This is a genomic window from Nocardioides hankookensis (assembly GCF_042658885.1).
GTDB lineage: Bacteria > Actinomycetota > Actinomycetes > Propionibacteriales > Nocardioidaceae > Nocardioides > Nocardioides hankookensis.
Genome location: NZ_JBHSRJ010000009.1, coordinates 927,224 through 944,495 on the forward strand (window position 1 = coordinate 927,224; position 17,272 = coordinate 944,495).

Here is a 17,272-nt window from a genome sequence, read left to right on the forward strand (position 1 = left end):
GTTGGTGACGCGACGTCGCCTATGGCGCGACGGGTTGCCACGAACGGGCCTCGGCGCTGCGTTCGATCGTGTCGAGGACGTGTTGAACGTGAAGTCCGTCCACGAACGTGGGTGTCGGGTCCGTGCCGGCAGCGACGGCGTTGACGAAGTCGACGATCTGGTGGGTGAACCCGTGCTCGTAGCCGAGCCCGTGCCCGGCGGGCCACCATGCCTCGACGTACGGGTGCTCGGGTTCGGTCGCGAGGATGCGGCGAAACCCTGCAGTGGCCGCCGGCTCGGTGGCGTCGTAGAAGTGCAGGACGTTCATGTCCTCGAAGTCGAAGGCGAGGCTGCCGCAGGAGCCATTGATCTCGATGCGGATCGCGTTCTTGCGGCCGGTGGCGAACCGGGTGGCCTCGAACACGCCCAGGGCGCCGCCGGCGAAGGTCGCGATGAACGCGGCAGCGTCGTCGACTGTCACCAGGCCGCGGCGATCCGGTATCAGTGCGTCACCGGTGCCGGCGATGGGTCGGTCCTTCACGAAGGTACGAAGATCGGCGGTGACTTGCGCGATCTGGTCGTCGAGGAGGTACTGGGTGAGGTCGACGATGTGGGCACCGATGTCGCCCAGCGCACCGCTTCCGGCTCGGTCTTTCTCCAGGCGCCAGTTCATGGGGGCTTCGGGGTCGGCGATCCAGTCTTGGAGGTACTGGGCGCGGACATGCCGGACGTCTCCGACTCGGCCGTTGGCGATGAGCTGGCGGGCGAGCGCGACGGCGGGGACTCGACGGTAGGTGAAGCCGACCATGGCGCGCGCTCCTGTGGCGTGCGCCTGGGCCGCGGCGTTGGCCATGGCTTCGGCTTCCAGGGTGCTGTTGGCCAAGGGCTTCTCGCAGATCACATGCTTGCATGCTTCGAGAGCTGCGATCGCGATCTCGGCGTGGCTGTCGCCCGGCGTGCAGATGTCGACGAGGTCGATGTCGTCGCGCGCGATGACGCTGCGCCAGTCGTCGGCGGCCTCGGCCCATCCCAGCTGTACTGCTGCCGCGGTGGCGCGGCCGATGTCTTGTCCGCAGAGCACGGCCATGACGGGCTCGACGGGTAGCTCGAACATGCGGGCCGCGGTCCGCCATGCCTGCGAGTGCGCCTTGCCCATGAAGGCGTGCCCGATCATGGCCACGCGGAGGGTCGGTCTGCCTTCCGTCGCGGGACGGACGGCTTGGTTCGCCGGGTCAGGCATGACGGTGGAGATCCGCTTCGATGGAGCGCATGAGGAGGTGCTGGCGGCGGATCTGGTCGCGGGCGCGGTAGGGATCGCGACGACCTTCGTACTCGCTGGAGAGCCAGCCGCTGTAGCCGCCGGCGTGGAGGGCGGTGAGGACGTCGCGCCACGGGACGTGGAGATCGGTGACGGTCTCGTCGACCTCGAAGAACTTCGCCTGGACGAACCCGACGTAGGGAAGGATCTCGGTCAGCTCCGAGGCGGGAACCTTGAGGGGCTGCAGGAACGGCGGGACCTCGTCTGGATCGAAGCCGGGGTGGCCGTCGTCGACGACGACGGTTTGGAAGATGCCGGTGTCGATCATCAGCTTGAAGTGGTCGGTGCCGGTGCGGTCGATGAACTCGATGTAGCCCTGGGTGACCGGGTGCTTGATTGGGGTAGGGCTGTGGATCTCCGGGAGGATCAGCACGTCGAGCTCCTGGGCGAGGTCGAGGCTGCGCAGCACGGTCTCCTCCCAGGTCGGGTGCGGGTCGAGCTCGGGCGAGGTGACGCCGAACTTCGGCCGGATCGAGGTGAACCCGAGCTCGTGGGCCAGGCGCATGTCGCGCTGCAGCTGCGCGGTGGCCTCCTCGACGGTCAGGTCGCGGTCGAGCCACATCTGGTTGTCGACCCAGGATGAGATGTTGGTCGGGGTGAGGCCGTAGGTCTTGGTGAGGCGGTGCCATTCGTCGATCCACGCGGCGCTGGGGTCGGGGTAGCCGGGGATGTTGGTCTGCGTGAGGAGTTCGATGCCGGTTGCGCCCAGGTCGGCGATGTCGGCCATGGCGTCCTCGAGGGTCATCAGTGTGTGGAGGTCACCGGTGAAGCTGTAGGTGGAGACGCCGTACTTGAAGCCGCCCGGGATGTCGGTGGTCTCCGGGACCAGGGTCGCCTGCCGGCGGTCGTCGAAGCGGAGCGGCAGGACGAAGGCAGGGATGTAGGGCGAGCGGAGCAGCACGCTGACCGCGAGGTCGTGGACGCCCGGCTTGAGGCCACCCTGGACCGGCACAGTGATGGTCGCGAGCTCGTCGAGTTGCCAGTGGAGTCCTTCGGTGCGCTGTAGCTCGTCGAGGGTGTAGGCGCGGCCGCCGAGGGTCCACCTCGCGGCGTTGGCGGGGAAGGACTGGCCGTCGACGGTGATCTCGATTCCGTCGACCAGGCTGCCCCACACTCCGCGGTAGTTGGGCATGCGGAGCAGGAACTGGAATCCGGTGACGGTTCCGTTCTCGGTGACGTTGGTGAAGCCTCGGGTCTGGATCAGGCTGAGTTCGAGCATGGCGTCAGTTCCTCTCGACGAGAATGTGGGTGGCGATGTCGCGGGCGCCGGCGACGGCGAGGGCGACTGCAGTCAAGGTGGGGTTGCAGGCTGTCGGGGTGGGGATGACGCCGTTGCCGGCGACGTAGAGGCCGTCGATGTCCCAGACCTCCGAGGTCGGCGAGCAGACCGAGGTCCCGTCGTTGGTCTCTCCCATGCGGACCGTGCCCTGGTAGTGCAGGGATGCTCCGGGGCCGAAGGTGAGCGGCTCGGGGTCCAACGCTTCGCCGAGCGCTGCTCCTACTCGCACGACGGCGGCTCGGGCGGCAGCGATCGAGGCGTGGTCGTTGTCGGTGAGCCGGTAGTGGATCGACATGGCCGGCATGCCGTAGTCGTCGACGTCGGTGTCGCTGAACTCGACGCGGTCGCTGGCCTGGACGTCCTTCGCGCAGAACCAGCCGAGCCCGACGATGGTGCCAGGGGTGGGGATGTCGTCGTCTGCGAGCGGCACCGGGGATGCGTCGAGCTGCATGACCTGCCCGTGGAACGGCTCATCGTCGGTGAAGGGAACCCAGTTCACGCCGGAGTGGGCGACGATGGCGGTGTCGCCGTCGACGTCGGGGTTGTCGGCCTCGCTGTCGACGTCACGCAACCGGACCGCGTACACCGTCTGGGGCTGGTCGTTGAGGTAGCGGCCCAGCGCGGCGGGGCGGATGTTGGATGCCCAGAGCAGTTGAGGGGTACGCAGGCTGTCGCCTGCGACGACCACTTGGCGCGCCGACACGGTGAGCTCGGTCCCGTCTGCCATGTCCTTGATCAGGAGGCCGGCGGCGCGTCCGTTCGCGTGGAGGACCCGTGTCACGAGGGCGTCGGAGACCAGCGTGAAGTTGGGGTTGGCTCGGGTGACATCGCCGAAGACGACATCGGACCCGGACCAGGTCACACGACCGTCGTCGTGCCGCACCACCGCGAGCGGCATCGACGCGACGCGGCGGGTCGGGTCGCGGCCGTTGTCGAGGGCGTCGGCGAGCCGCTTGCGGACCTCGCTGGCGAAGGGGGCGTCGTCGAAGGCGTGGGCGTCGACGGCGAGGAGTCGTTCGGCCTCGGCGAGGAGGTCGTCGAGGTTGTTGAGGTAGGAGATGCGCTCGCTGTCGCCGGGACGCGGGCAGGCGCCGGTCCAGTGGGCGCCCATGCCGCCGACGTTGGCTGACATGGCCGCTCCGGGCAGTCCGTCCTCGCCGGGCTGCTGGTAGCCGTCGCGCAGAAGGAAGGTGCCGGGACGGACGAGCCGTGGCGCGGCGTCGGCGTAGCCGTCCATGGTGTTGGTCGAGGTGTCGTCGCCGAGCGGGGACGGGCCTTCGGAGAGTCGCTGGGCTCGGGCGCGTTCGTCGGCGTTTGCGATGTTCTTGACGTGGGTGCCCGGGGGGTCGGAGATAAGGGGGCCGACCTCGAAGAGGGCGATCCGTGCGGTCGGGCACTCTTCGCTGAGGATCCGTGCGTAGGCAGCACCGGTAGGGCCGCTGCCGACGATCGCGACGTCGACATCGGCGGGGATGTGTCGGGTCATGGCTTGTTCGCGTCCTGGAGGTTGGTGGGTTCGCTGGCGGCGTGCTGGCCGCCGCTTTCGCCCATGTAGCTGGCGGTGAGGAGGTGTCGGTCGCGTGCGAGCTGGTCGGCGGGACCGTCGAGGATGAGGTCGCCGTGGACCAGCACGTAGGCGTGGTCGGAGATGGAGAGCGCCATCTGGACGTGCTGCTCGATAAGCAGGACTCCGCTGCTGGTCTCGTCGGCGTAGCGCCGCAGGATCGGCAGTAGGCGCTGCACGATGACGGGCGCCAGCCCCAGGCTGAGTTCGTCGACCATGAGCACTTCGGGTCGGCGCGCGAGGGCACGGCCGAGGCCCAGCATCTGCTGTTCGCCTCCGGACAACAGACCCGTGCGGCGCTTGGCGAGCTTGGCGAGCGCCGGGAAGTAGTCGTACGCGACGGTCTTGTCGAGACGCTGTCCCCGGTGGCGGAGCTTGAAGTGTTCTTCGACGGTGAGCGCACGGAACACGCTGCGCTCGTCAGACATCTGTACCAGGCCCTGGCGGGCGACCTGGACTGCACTGAGGTCAGCGGTGTCCACGCCACGGAACAACACGCGTCCGCTCATCGGGTCGAGCAGTCGCGAGCAGGCGCGCAACGTCGTGGACTTGCCGGCTCCGTTGGGTCCTAGCAGCGAGATCACCTGGCCGGCGCCGACCTGGAGTGACAGGTCGCGTACGACGGGAGAGCTCGTGTAGCCGAGGGTGAGTCGGTCGAGCTCGAGCAGTGGAGTGCTCAACGTTCGGCTCCTTCCACGTTGGTGTCGGGGCCGCCCACGGTGGCGGTGTCGTCGGCTCCGAGGTAGGCCTCGATGACCGCTGGTGAGTTGCGGATCTCGTCCGGGGTGCCTTCTGCGATGACGCGGCCGAGGTCGAGGACGTAGATGCGGTCGCACACGCTGAGCACCAGGCCCATGTCGTGATCGACGAGGAGCAGCGAGGTGCCGTCGGCGACGACCTGTCGAAGGGTGGCGCCGAGCTGTTGGCTCTCCGCCGAGTCGAGTCCGGCAGCTGGCTCGTCCAGGCACAGGACCCGGGAGCCGGCGGCGAGGGCGCGGCCGACGTCGACGGACTTGCGCTGTCCCTGGGACAGGTCCTCGGGTTGACGGTCGAGGATGTCGGTGATGCCGAGGAGGTCGCTGACGTCGTCGACGGCCCGCGGCGGCGACTGACGGCCGGTGACGACTTCGCGCAGGAGACTGAACAATGAGTGGCTGCCGCCGCCGACCTCCAGGTTCTCTCGGACGGTCAGGTCGGCGTAGAGCTCGGCGCCTTGCCAGGTGCGGCCGAGTCCGCGGTTGACCCGCTGGTGTGGCTTGGAGGAGGTGAGCTCCTCTTCGTCGACCCAGACCTGGCCGGTGCTCTTGGTGAAGCCGGTCACGGCGTCGATGTAGGTGGTCTTGCCGGCCCCATTCGGGCCGATGAGCCCAACCAGCTCACCTTCGCCGATGCGCAGGTCGACGGAGTCGAGGGCGAGGTTGCCGCCGTAGCGGACGCTGAGCCCATCGGTGCGTAGTCGGTCGGTCATCGCTGCACCCCCTTCGCCGTCATGAGTCCACCGTTGCTGTCGCCGTTGTTCTCGGTCACGGGCAGCGCGCCGGCGCCGCCTGCGCCGCCTGCGCTGTCTGCGCCGTCTGCGGGGGCGACCGCAGACGTCGCGTCGGTCGGTGTGTCACCGCGCAGGCGTCGCATGAGCCGTCCGGGCCACCGGGGCGGTGGGGCGAGGGCGATGCCGTCGGGGTTGGTGATCACGGTGAAGATCAGCAGGACGCCGGCGAGGATGAGCTGGAAGGTGACCGAGACGCCGAAGAAGTTGTTCAGCGCGTAGCTAAGCAGTCCCTGGGTGATGAGCAGGCCGCCGAGGACGGCGCCGCGGATAGTGGTGATGCCGCCGAGGTAGGCGAATGCCACCAGACTGAGGGTGTTGAAGGCGGTGAACCGGCTGGGGTCCAGGGCGCTGAAGTTGAAGCTGTAGCAGATGCCGGCGAGCGCCATGATGACGGTGGCGATCGTGAAGGCGAGGAGCTTGACCCGGGCCGGGGAGATTCCGACGCCGGCGGCAGCACGCTCGTTGGACCGGACGGCGAGCATCTGCTTGCCGAGGTTGCCCCGGCGGACGTTGGCGACGACGACGGCGCAGCCGATGAGCACCAGCAGCACGATGACTCCGAAGAGTGGGCTTGGTCGGGCGCCGTCGAGTCCCTGGACAGACGAGTCGGTACCGATCGAGAAGCCGAGCACCGACGGCTGCGGGACGTGGGCGCCGGACGCGGGCACTCCCCAGCGGGTGTTGCCGAACCCGAAGCTGCTGAGGGCGACAGCGCCGGCGAGGGTGAGAATGGCGAGCTGGACTCCGCGAACTCTCAGGGCGGGCAGTGCCATCAGCAGTCCGAGGACGCAGGCGCCGACGATGCCGGCGAGGGCGGCGATGAACCAGGGCACGCCCGCGTCGGTGGTCAGCTTGGACAGGATGACTCCGGCTACGCCGGCGAGCCCGAACTGGAAGAGCGAGACCTGGCCGACGTACCCGGCGAGCAGAACCAGCGACAGGCAGGCGATCGCGCCGATGAGCGAGAGGATGAGTGCCTGGCGAAGGTCGTAGGGCAGGACGAACAGGCCGATCGTCGTGACAACGCCCCAGGTGAGCGCAGGTCGCAGGATCTTGTCCGGTGCCGGCGCCTGCGGAAGCCGCGGCTCGACCAGCGCGCCCCGGTCGGGGAGGCTCTGCCCGCGCCACAGCAGGGCGACGACGATGATGAGGAAGTACAGGAAGTCGGTGACCCCGGGCCAGGGCACGCCTTCGGTGGTGGGGTACCAGGTCTTCGTCTGAGCGAACGTCACTAGTGAGGCGAGGATGCCCATGCCGATGCCGGCGATCGCGACCCCAGCGAACGAGGTGAACCTCGCGAGCAGGGCGGCGCCGAGCGCCGGGACCACAGCGAGTGCGATGGTGCCTGGGTCGAGCTGGGTCAGCGGAGCGACGAAGATGCCGAGGCCGCCGGCGATGACGCAGGCGATGACGGTGTTCGCCAACCCCAGACGTGAGGCCGAGAGGCCGGAGAGCGCCGCCTCGGTCTCGCTCTCCTGAGCCGCGCGGGTCGCGACGCCGAAGCGAGTGAACCGGTAGACGAGCGCGAGGGCGACGGCGAGCACGATGACGATGGCCAGCAGGTGCAGCCGGTTGCTGGGCACGTTGCCGCCGAAGACCTTGACCGGTTCGGTCGGAAGGACGTCAGGGGCGGGGAGGCCCTGAGTTCCGAACTCGAGCAGGACGTAAGCCTGGAGCACCAGCAGCACACCAACCGAGGCGACGAGCTTGGCCAGGGGCGACTGGCGGCGCAGTGGCCGAAGGACGAGGAAGTGCAGGGCGATACCCAAGACGGCGCACACGACGAGTGTGAGGACGACGGCCGGCGCGAGCGGCAGGACGAATCCTTCTCCGCCCGCGACGTACAGGCCGTCGAAGAGGAGGTAACCGCCGGAGCGGAGCCCGTAGAAGACGTAGGCGCCGAACATCGCAATGGCGCCGGTGGCGACGTTGATCATCCCGGTACCGCGGTAGGTGGCGACCAGACTGAGGCCGAGTCCGGCTATCAAGGCGCCGGTGCCCAGGCCGAGGACTGCGAAGAGCAGGATCTGCTGCACGGCTACCTCCAATCCGTTGTGCGTGTGTCTCGACGATGGCCGTGCTGGACGTCTGCGGCCAGAGCCCGTCGAGGTCGAGTTTGTGGCGATTCAGATGGGTGCGTGGTTCCCAGGTGTGTGCCGCTGCTGCGGCTCAGTGACTTGAGCGTGTTGGCGCCGACCCAGCACCACGTTGGGCCGGCGCCAACAGATCACTGGGGCAGGTTCTGCCAGTCGCTCGCGGTCCAGTTGCCGTCACCCTCATAGGTGTAGAACCGGTCCGCCATGCCCGACAGCGTCGGCATGCCCATGCTCGCTGCCGAGCCGAAGGCGACCTTCGGCGTGCCGAGGATGACGCCGCCGGTGTAGGCGGCGAGACCCTTGGAGATCGAGTCAGAGCTGATGTCGTCCGGCCCAACGGTGTTCAGGACGTTCGCGAGCAGGAACGCTGCGCCGAAGGCCTGCGGGGCGTCGATGCCGATCTCGGCGTCCTCACCGGCGTACTTGGACATGACGGCCTTGTAGAAGTCGACCTGGCCGGTCTCATCGGGCGCGAAGAGCAGCAGGTTGCTGGACTCGTAGGACCACTTCGGGAAGTCCCCGAAGGCGTCGCGGAGGCTCTCGGTGGCGCACAGCGCCGACCCGAGGACGGGTGTGTCCGAGCCGATCGAGTCCAGCGCCTTGGCGGATGCGAGGCAGTCGCCCGCGGTGACTACGGCCGGGGCGAGCGCGTCCGGCTTCTTCGACAGGGCCGAGGTGTAGGTGCTGGTCAGGTCGGTGCTGCCCGGCGGGTAGGTCGTGATGGTCGACGAGAGGCCCATGGACTTGTAGATGCCCTCGGCGGTTTGGCCGATGGCGAGGCTGCCGGGGTCGCTGGCGACGACGGTGGCCAGGTCCTTGAAGCCCTGCGAGAGCGCATAGCCGCCGACACCGGGCAGCGAGGCGAGCACGCTCGGGTTCACCGCGAAGGTGTTCTCGGCAGTCGTGTCCGAGCCCGGGTTCGCCATGGAGACGACGTCAGGCTTCGCGCCGTCCAGGGTGTTGTGGACGGCGTCGGTGCCGACGTTGAGTCCGCCTTGCATGACGACCGGGATGCTGTCGTCGTTGAGGAACTTCTGCGCGCACTGCTGTGCCGACTCCTCGGTCGCGGTGACCTTGCAGACCTCGACCTCGAGGGGGCGTCCGCCGATGCCTCCCTGCTCGGCGTTGATGTAGTCGAACGCGGCCTGGACGGCGACGGCAGCCTCCGGGTTGGAGATCTGGCCACCCTCCTGGTTGATCAAGCCGACCTTGATCGGCTCAGCGGAGTCGTCCGCCTTGCCCTCGGTACCACCGGTGAACTCGGAGCCGATCGACTGGTCGATCTCGGAGGTCGAGTCCGTCGACGAGTCGTCGTTGCTGGAGTTCGGGGCCTCCTCGGAGCAGCCGGTGAGCAGTACCGCCAGAACGGCGGCCGCACCCATCGCCGAGCGAACCTTGTGTCGCTTCATGTGAACCTCGTTGTCGTGAGTGTGGTGTTCCATCCGCTGCGTCCCGGCGGTGAAGCTGGTTCGTCCCGGATGGGTGATCGCAAGTCGGCCGGCCTTTGCCGGACTCCCTGCCCCGAGTAGGTGGCCGCCAAGGCTGGTGACCGCCGTCACGTGACAGCAACCACATACTTCTTCCTCTCGACGGAAGAAGTCAACGTACGACGACCGCCTCTTGGCTGATAGCCGTCATTCGCCGGATGAATGTCGGCGCGAGAGCGCTACGCGGGTACCCCGAGCCGCGGTGCGACACACGGGCGGCGGAGCGGCTGAGGCTCCGGCCTGGCCGCCTCGGGAGGCGAGTGCCGCTTCGGGCGCGATGCCGTCGGCTACTGTCGGCCCCCGGCGGCTTCGACGAGGCGCTCGACGTGGTCGACGGTGAATATCTCATCGAGGACGAGGTGGGCGGCGCCGATGATGCCGCCACGCTCACCGAGGGCGGACATCTCGATGCGCAGGTCCTGGGTCGAGAGCGGCAGGGAGCGACGGAAGACCCCCTCGCGGATGCCGTTCACGACGAAGTCTCGGGCGCGGGCGATACCGCCGCCGATGATCACGAGGTTGGGGTTGAAGAAGCTGACCAGGGTGGCGAGGGTTCCGCCCACCAGCGTTGCTGAGCGCTGCAGCATCGCGCGCGCGGTCGGGTCGCCGGCTTCGGCCGCGATTGTGATGTCGAGGGCGCGGACCGCTCCGGTCTCGTCGAGGATCTTGGCGAGCGCGGCGCTCTGACGGGTCTGCGCGAGAACCTGCCCCTCCCGCTCGAGGGCTGCTGCACCGGCCACGGCCTCGAGGCAGCCGATGTTCCCGCACCGACAGATCGCGTTACCGCCTTCGGGAATGGCGACATGTCCGATGTCGCCCGCGGAGCCGTTTGCACCGCGGTAGATCTGGCCCGCGACTGCGATTCCGGCGCCGATGCCGACGTCGACGAACATGAAGACGACGTTGCCGGCGCTCTTGGCGTCCGGGTTTGCGCGGAGCTCGCCGAGGGTCAAGACGTTGACGTCGTTGTCGACCCACGTGGGCACGCCGTACCGCTGGCTCAGTTGGTCTCGCAGGGGCCAGCGGTTCCAGGCCGGCATGATCGGCGGCATGACCGGTAGCCCGGTCTTGAACTCGACGGGGCCGGGGATCGCGACCCCGATGCCGAGCAGGGGGCTGTCGTTGCCGTCCAGCAGCTTGTCGATGTGCCGCTCTGCGGCGGCTAGCACGGTCTCGGGGGCGTCGACGACGTCGATGGGCTCGCCGGAGACGTCGATGATCGCTCCCGACAGGTCTGCGGTGGCGACGAGGAGTTCGCGGGCTGCGATGTCGACGCTGACGACAATGCCGGCGTCGGCGCGCAGTTGGAGCCGTCGCGGGGCGCGGCCGCCTGTTGACGGTGCCAGGCCGCCGGTGGAGACGAGTCCGAGTTCTTCGAGTTCGGAGACTCGCTGGGCCACGACGCTGCGCCCCAGGCGCACCTCGTTGACCAGCTCGGGCTGGGTGACACCGTCCGAGTGGCGGATCGCGTTCAGAACCGCGACCAGGCTTGCGAGGCGCTCTTGGGACACGCGTGGCTTCCGTTCGTGGACCCTGAGGAGGGTGTGTGGGAGGGCTAGGTTAGCCCACTTTCACCGTTCGGCGGCAGAAGTGTTGCCGTTCACTTGGGTGCTTCTCGAGGTCCAGGGGCGGGGCGTTCGATGGTTTCGGCAGCGAGACTGAGGATCTGTCGGAGCCACGCGTGGGCTGGATCTGCCCGGTGGCTGGGGTGGTACCAGAAGGCTTCCTTGAGGGGCACGACGTCCCAGGGGCAAGGCAGGACTCGTACGTTGGCGGGGCCAGCCATCCGCCGGGCGAGCTGCGCCTGGATGACGGCGATCCGGCTCGTGCCTCCGACCATGAACGGCAGAGCGAGGAACTGTTCGACCACGACGTCGACGCGCGGTTCGACACCGAGTACCTGGAGCTGGCGCAGCGCTGGTGTGAACGCAGTGGGGCGGTGGAAGACGTCGACCCAGGGAAGTCGTTCGAGGTCCTCGCGTGTCAGTTCGTCACCGACTGTGTCGTTGTCGGCCGACACGATGCAGACCCACTGGTCCTCGTAGAGGTCGAGTACGGGGATGTCGGCTAGGAATCCGTGCGGAAGGACCATGCCGTCGACGGCGCGCAGGGTCTCCATGGGGTGGTCGACCGAGCCGACGGTCTGGGCCTGGAACCGAAGCCGGACGCCTGGCGCCTGTTCGTCGACCATCGCGGTCAGGGGTTCGCCGAGGATGGCGGTGGCGTAGTCGGAGGTGACGAGGGTGAACTCGCGTCGGGAGGTCTCGGGGTCGAACAGCGGCGTGGCGTCGAAGACGCGGCGTACCCCGGCAAGCGCGGCCTCGGCGTTCCCGAGGAGTTGTTCAGCGAGCGCCGTCAGTTCGAGGCGGTTGCCCGAGCGGACCAGGAGCTCGTCACCGAAGTGGCGGCGTAGCCGGCTGAGCGCGGCACTGACAGCCGGTTGGCTGAGCCCGAGGCGCTCGGCGGCTCGGGTGACGTGTCGCTCCTGTAGGAGTGCGTCGAGCGTCCGGAGCAGGTTCAGGTCCAGGTTCCTGAGGCTGTCGTGCTCCACGGTGTCACCCTAGGGCTCTCGCGAGCAGGGCGGCGGCGCGAACGACATCGATAGTCGTTCACAGCGCCGCACCCACACAGGGTTGGCAAGTTTGCTCGGCGTCAGAGTTGCTCGTCGATAAGTGCGAGCTGCTTCATGATCTCGCCGGGGCTCGCGTCGCCCACGACTTTCTGCAGGAACGGCGTGCGGTCCATGACGAAGTCACGAACCGGACGCAGCGGGGCAGGGGTGTGGTGGAAGATCTTTCCGTTCATCCAGGCGAGCTTGACCTGCTGGGCGGTGTGCGGCTTGCGCGGGTCTTCGTACGTCTGCAAGGCGTTGCCCACCGCCGCTGCATCCGTCAGGTCGATGCCGCGGAGGGCTCGGCCGACGAAGAAGCCGTCCTCGATCGCCATCCCGGCGCCGTACGCGGCGTAGGGGGAGGTCGGGTGGGCGGCGTCGCCCACGAGGGTGGCGCGTCCCTTCGACCACTGCGGAAGTGCTGGCCGGTCGCGCAGGATCCAGCGCTGCACATTGGCCGGGTCGGTCCCAGCGATCAGGTCGCCCAAAGGGACTGGGAAGCCCTGGGCGAGTTGGGTCGCCGCCGCGTGGGCGTCGGCCGGTGCCGGCGCGTCGGGGTCGGTGGCCTCGAGGACCCACCACTGGAACCCGTCACGCCCCTTGGATCGGATCGCGGTCCAGCTGCCCTGAACGGTGCGGGAGTGGGTGAGCACCGCCTGGCCGGCCTCGGCACCCGGAGGTGAGGCGAAGGTGTAGCCGCCGAAGATGTGCAGCCGGTGCTCACGCTTGGGCTCATCGCCCCACAGCGTGCGGCGCACGAGGGAGTCGATGCCGTCGGCGCCGATGAGGACGTCGAAGTCCTCCGTGCCGCCGTCATCGAAGGAGAGCTTCACGGAACGCTCGTCTTGGGAGAAGCCGGTGACGTTCCGGTTGAACTGGAGAACTCCGGGCGGAACAGCTGCGAGCATGCGCTCGTAGAGGTCAGGCCTGAGAAGTCCGATGAAACTGCCGTGGTACTCCTCCTGGACCTCTGGAGCGAGCTTCACGTCGACGCGCACCTTCCCCTTGAGGTTGCGGAATTGAACGTGGCAGGGGGCACCCAGGTCGTCGGTGTCGACACCCATCGCGCGCAGGGCCTTCAGCGGCGGCGGCCACAGGTTGAGGATGTTCCCGGCAGGGCGCGCCTCGCGGTAGCGCTCGAAGATTTGAACTTCGTGACCACTTTGGGCGACCGACAGCGCGGTCGCCATACCCGCGGGGCCAGAGCCGATGACCGCGACCCTTCCCTTCTTCCGCAACCCATCGGGGCGACTGTCGTTCATTGCTCTCCCTAACAGTAACGATTGCTAACGTTACGGTAGTGTGTGACTGCCGTCACTGCCTGTCAAGCGCAGTGCGTTGCGCGGACCGAGACCGAGCCGCCGATCGGAGAGACTTCACGCATGGATCTGTCAGTGCGCCCCGCCCAGCAGCGACGGAGCCGCGAGGCATGGAGCCGAGTCCTTGATGCCGGGGTTGCCGTCCTGACCGAGAAGGGCAGCGAAGGATTCACCATCGCGGCGGTCTGCGAACGGGCGGGGGTGACCCCGCCGACGATCTACCGGAGGACGCCTAACAAGGACGCCCTCTTTCTCGCCGTCTACGAGCACGGGATCGCCGGAATCCGCGCAACCGAGACCGAGCTCGCGAGCCAGCCCTGGGGAGACCCCGATGAGATGACTTTGGTCGGGCAGGCCGTCGGGACCATCGTCTCGATCTTCTTCACGCACCGCGATTTTCTGCGTGCAGTCATCATCATCTCCGCGACGAACGAAGCGGTTCGGAATCGAGGTGTCGACGCGAGCAACGCCCTGGCTGCGACGTTCGATCGCCTCACGGATCCGGTGACGACGCCAGGCATGCACGCACGTCGCGCCGCGGTCTTCCAGATGGTATTTGGGGCGCTCGTCCTTCGGACTGGATTCGGCGCCGACTTCGCCACTCCAACCCCGGTTGACGACGCCCAGTTTGTCGAGGCCCTGCAGGAAATCGCCGTAGCCGCATGGACCACATGACGGCAATCAGGGACTGAAGCGCCCCAGGTTCTCTGCCGCTGCTATGCGGGTTGCGGCTCTCGGTTGGGGCCTCGTAGTAGGCCGTCTCGTGCTCGCTCCGGGTGATCATCCCGAGAGAGCCGTGGAGCCTGCGGTTGTTGTACCAGTCGACCCAGCCGGCTGTCGCGTACTCGACGTCGGCGAGCGTCTTGTACGGCCCGGGGTGGAAGACCGTGGTGCGGATGCACTCGGTCTTGTACAGGCCGTTGATGGACTCCACTAGGGCGTTGTCGAAGGCGTCGCCGACTGAGCCGATCGAGGGGCGGATCCCTTCGATCTCTAGGTGTTCGGTGAACCGGATGCTCGTGTACTGACCGGATTCAACCGTTTGTGGACTCACGGTTAGCGATTCGCTTCGGTGCCGACGTCGGCGAGAGGTGGCCGATCACACGCTGGAGGGTTCGCACGTAGCTCTGCCGGGACCCACCCCAGGCCCATCTTCTCCTTTCCCGCATTGCCCTCTGATCGTTGGTTAGTACCGACCGTTCTCGGCTGCCAGAATCGCGTCCTCTCCGCACTCGAACTGTCGCCGCAGCCGCTTCATTTCAGGCGGCACACATGCTACGGAGTCCCGTAGGTCGGCGATGCGCACCTTGAGATCACAGGGTCTCGGGGGTGGTCGGGTGCATGGCGGGGTGAAGTTCTACCGCGGCGCTGCGAAGGCGGCGCGGGCGTACGTGGAGCGAGACCGCTCGCGCGCCGATGACTACTACCTCGCCGAGGGCGCCGGCGTCGCGACCCGCTTGGTCGCCACACCCGGCGACGTCGACGTGGTGGGTTCGATGGACGGCGACACCTACGAGCAGTGGGTCGGCGGGATCGACGTCGACACCGGCTCGAGGAAGGGTCGGCTCCGCACGAACGCGGACGGGCTGCGGTTCGTCGAGGTCGTCGTGAACGGTCCCAAGACCTGGTCGCTCGCGGCCGCGCTGCACCCGGAGATCTCCGATGCGCTGGACGCGGCCCAGGATCGTGCGGCGGTGGAGATCGTGGGCTGGGTCGCCGCGCATGCGACGACGCGGGTGGGTCCGCGGGGCCGGCAGGTGCAGGTCCCGGTCGAGCAGGTCGAGGCGGCGGTGATCCGGCACTACACCTCGCGTGCCGGTGACCCGCACCGTCACCTCCACCTGCAGGTCAACGCCCGGGTCTGGGCCGCCGGGAGGTGGCGTGGGATCCACTCGGTGGGGATCCGCGACTCGATAGAGGCGATCAACGGGATCGGACACGCCGCGGTCGCCACCGACCCGCAGTTCCGACGCGTCCTGGCTGCGCACGGGTACACGATCGACCCCGAGACCGGCGAGATCCGGCAGCTCAAGCCATATGTAGGCGCCTTCAGCGCCCGGGCGGCTCAGATCCGCCGCAACGTCGATCGCTACGAAGTCGAGTGGCGTGCCGAGCATCCCGACGAGGAGCCGGGGCCGCGATTACGGGACGGATGGGACCGGCGCGCGTGGGCGCAGGCCCGCCCAGACAAGGTCGTCCCACAGGACGGATCCGAGCTGATCGCTCGCTGGAACAGCCAATTGCGCGACCTCGGCTACCAGGACCCTGCCTCCTCCGTGCCGCTCGAGGGAACTCAGCCGGGATGGGTCGACCGCGACGGCGCCGCCGACCTGGTCGTCTCGCGCCTCGGGTCGAAGCGCTCAGCGTGGAACACCGCCGACATCCGCGGCAGGACCGAGGTCCTGCTCGCCCAGACCGGGCTGGTCGCGGAGCGAGCCGCGAGACGCGAGCTCGCCGAGGACATCGCCGCACGGGCCACGGAGCGCTGTACCCGGTTGCTCGAGCGGACCGAGGTGCCGGAGCACGTGCGGTCCCTCACCGCGGCGCGCGTACTGGATGTCGAGGCCGACCTGATCACCCGACTGGCCCGACGCGGAACCAGACCTGCGCGCCAGGCCTGGTTCAACGGACGGGTCGAGCCGACCCAAGCAGCCATGGTCGGCACGCTGGCCGGTGACGGGAGTCTGGTCGTGGTCGAAGGGGCCGCTGGTGCCGGGAAGACGACCGCACTGCGGGCCGCACAGCAGCGGCTCGCACGACGAGGACGCCGTCTCGTCGTCGTCACACCCACCTTGAAGGCGGCCGAGGTCGCCGCCGCCGAGACCGGCGCCGAGGGACGCTCCGCGTCCTGGTTGATTCACCAGCACGGGTGGCGCTGGGACGACGACGGCCGTTGGCGCCGCGACCCCGACCCCACGCCCAGCCGGGCCGCACGGCTGCGGCCCGGGGATCTGCTGTTGGTCGACGAGGCGGGGATGCTCGACCAGGACGTCGCCCTCGCGCTCCTGACGCTCGCGGACGAGGCTGGCGCCCGGGTCGCGCTGGTCGGGGACCGGCACCAGCTCCCCGCCGTCGGGCGCGGCGGGGTCCTCGACCATGCCATCGCGTTCGCGCACCCTACGGGCGTGGTCACCATCGAGACCGTGCACCGGTTCACCGACCCCGCCTACGCCGCCCTGTCCCTGCGCATGCGGGCCGGAAACGACCCGGCCGCCGTGTTCGACACGCTCGTCCGGCGCGGGCAGATCGTGCTCCATCAGACGGAAGTCGAGCGCCTCGCCGCGCTCGCCAAGGCCGGCGCCCGGGGGGACTTGGTCATCGCCGGCACCCGTGAGCAGGTCGCCGATCTCAACGCCAGCATCCGTGACCGCCGCTCGCCCAACGACGAGACCGCGGCCACCGTCACCACGGCGTCCGGCGAGCGGATCGGTCTCGGGGACCGGATCGCGACCCGTCGCAACGACCCCGACCTCCAGGTCGCCAACCGACAGACCTGGACCGTCACCGGCATCGGCAACGACGGCAGCCTGATTCTCCACGGTCATGGCCGCGACCGGAACGTGCCGGCCCAATACGCGGCCCGGCACGTCGAGCTCGCCTACGCCACCACCGTCCACGGCGCGCAAGGCGAGACCGTCGACACAGCCCACGTCGTGATCGGTGAGCACACCGGAGCCGCCTCCGCCTACGTCGCCATGACCCGCGGCCGCCGCCACAACACCGCACACCTGGTCGCCGACGACCTCGACGACGCCCGCCGCCAATGGATCGACGTCTTCGCCCGCGACCGCGCCGACCTCGGACCCGCACACGCCCGACGACAAGCGGTCGACGCCATCGACCGCTACGGGACGGTCGCCGGTCCCCGCCGCAGCACTGTTCCCAACGTTCCCCCGGTGACCGAGCACCTCCCGCCAGCACCGACCGGCCCCGAAATCGGGCTCTGACAAGACTCTGGAGCGAAAACGTTCGAACTTTCGGGGGTACGCAGTCTGACCTGCGCAAACGCGAAGTTATCCACAGCGTTCCCCCAACGTTCCCCCTCGTTGTTCCCGGGATCCGGTAACAAC

General features: G+C 68.5%; 12 protein-coding genes and 1 pseudogene. 2 read left to right on the forward strand and 11 right to left on the reverse strand.

All coding sequences use genetic code 11. The annotated features are described in order from the left end of the window. Window positions 1-19: 19 nt before the first annotated feature. From ACFPYL_RS24130 to ACFPYL_RS24175, 10 genes are all read right to left on the reverse strand, one after another. Window positions 20-1,153, reverse strand: a complete 1,134-nt coding sequence (locus tag ACFPYL_RS24130; RefSeq protein WP_379160778.1) for a Gfo/Idh/MocA family protein — start codon at window positions 1,151-1,153, stop codon at window positions 20-22. Between the two features lie 58 nt (window positions 1,154-1,211). Beyond that, window positions 1,212-2,516 (reverse strand): C-glycoside deglycosidase beta subunit domain-containing protein, encoded by a 1,305-nt coding sequence (locus ACFPYL_RS24135; protein WP_379160780.1) that lies wholly within the window; start codon window positions 2,514-2,516, stop codon window positions 1,212-1,214. A 4-nt stretch (window positions 2,517-2,520) separates the two neighbouring features. Continuing rightward, the gene (locus ACFPYL_RS24140) at window positions 2,521-4,062 is read right to left on the reverse strand and encodes a GMC oxidoreductase (protein ID WP_379160783.1); all 1,542 of its coding nucleotides are present in this window, start codon (window positions 4,060-4,062) and stop codon (window positions 2,521-2,523) included. Next, window positions 4,059-4,820 carry an ABC transporter ATP-binding protein gene (locus ACFPYL_RS24145; protein WP_379160786.1) on the reverse strand — a complete coding sequence of 254 codons (762 nt, stop codon included), beginning with the start codon at window positions 4,818-4,820 and terminating at the stop codon, window positions 4,059-4,061. Before ACFPYL_RS24145 ends, ACFPYL_RS24140 begins: the two co-directional genes overlap by 4 nt. After that, window positions 4,817-5,608 carry an ABC transporter ATP-binding protein gene (locus tag ACFPYL_RS24150; protein ID WP_379160788.1) on the reverse strand — a complete coding sequence of 264 codons (792 nt, stop codon included), beginning with the start codon at window positions 5,606-5,608 and terminating at the stop codon, window positions 4,817-4,819. The genes ACFPYL_RS24145 and ACFPYL_RS24150 overlap by 4 nt, the downstream gene beginning before the upstream one ends. After that, window positions 5,605-7,725, reverse strand: a complete 2,121-nt coding sequence (locus ACFPYL_RS24155; RefSeq protein WP_379160791.1) for an ABC transporter permease — start codon at window positions 7,723-7,725, stop codon at window positions 5,605-5,607. The genes ACFPYL_RS24150 and ACFPYL_RS24155 overlap by 4 nt, the downstream gene beginning before the upstream one ends. 191 nt (window positions 7,726-7,916) lie before the next feature. Beyond that, window positions 7,917-9,194, reverse strand: coding sequence for an ABC transporter substrate-binding protein (locus ACFPYL_RS24160; RefSeq protein ID WP_379160793.1), 1,278 nt, complete (start codon window positions 9,192-9,194; stop codon window positions 7,917-7,919). Between the two features lie 365 nt (window positions 9,195-9,559). Next, window positions 9,560-10,783 carry an ROK family transcriptional regulator gene (locus tag ACFPYL_RS24165; protein WP_379160795.1) on the reverse strand — a complete coding sequence of 408 codons (1,224 nt, stop codon included), beginning with the start codon at window positions 10,781-10,783 and terminating at the stop codon, window positions 9,560-9,562. 89 nt (window positions 10,784-10,872) lie between these two features. Then, the gene (locus tag ACFPYL_RS24170) at window positions 10,873-11,823 is read right to left on the reverse strand and encodes a LysR family transcriptional regulator (protein ID WP_379160798.1); all 951 of its coding nucleotides are present in this window, start codon (window positions 11,821-11,823) and stop codon (window positions 10,873-10,875) included. A gap of 101 nt (window positions 11,824-11,924) precedes the next feature. Beyond that, window positions 11,925-13,145 carry an FAD-dependent oxidoreductase gene (locus tag ACFPYL_RS24175; RefSeq protein ID WP_379160801.1) on the reverse strand — a complete coding sequence of 407 codons (1,221 nt, stop codon included), beginning with the start codon at window positions 13,143-13,145 and terminating at the stop codon, window positions 11,925-11,927. A gap of 120 nt (window positions 13,146-13,265) precedes the next feature. On the opposite strand from ACFPYL_RS24175, the gene ACFPYL_RS24180 reads away from it, so the two are divergent. Continuing rightward, window positions 13,266-13,877, forward strand: coding sequence for a TetR/AcrR family transcriptional regulator (locus ACFPYL_RS24180; protein WP_379160804.1), 612 nt, complete (start codon window positions 13,266-13,268; stop codon window positions 13,875-13,877). A gap of 41 nt (window positions 13,878-13,918) precedes the next feature. On the opposite strand, the pseudogene ACFPYL_RS24185 reads toward ACFPYL_RS24180, so the two are convergent. Beyond that, window positions 13,919-14,229 (reverse strand): annotated as a pseudogene (locus ACFPYL_RS24185) (integrase core domain-containing protein); the annotation flags it as partial. Window positions 14,230-14,551: 322 nt separating this feature from the next. Here ACFPYL_RS24185 and mobF point away from each other — a divergent pair. Continuing rightward, a complete protein-coding gene (gene mobF, locus ACFPYL_RS24190) occupies window positions 14,552-17,149 on the forward strand; it encodes a MobF family relaxase (protein WP_379160807.1) in 2,598 nt (865 codons plus the stop codon). The last annotated feature ends 123 nt before the right edge of the window (window positions 17,150-17,272 follow it).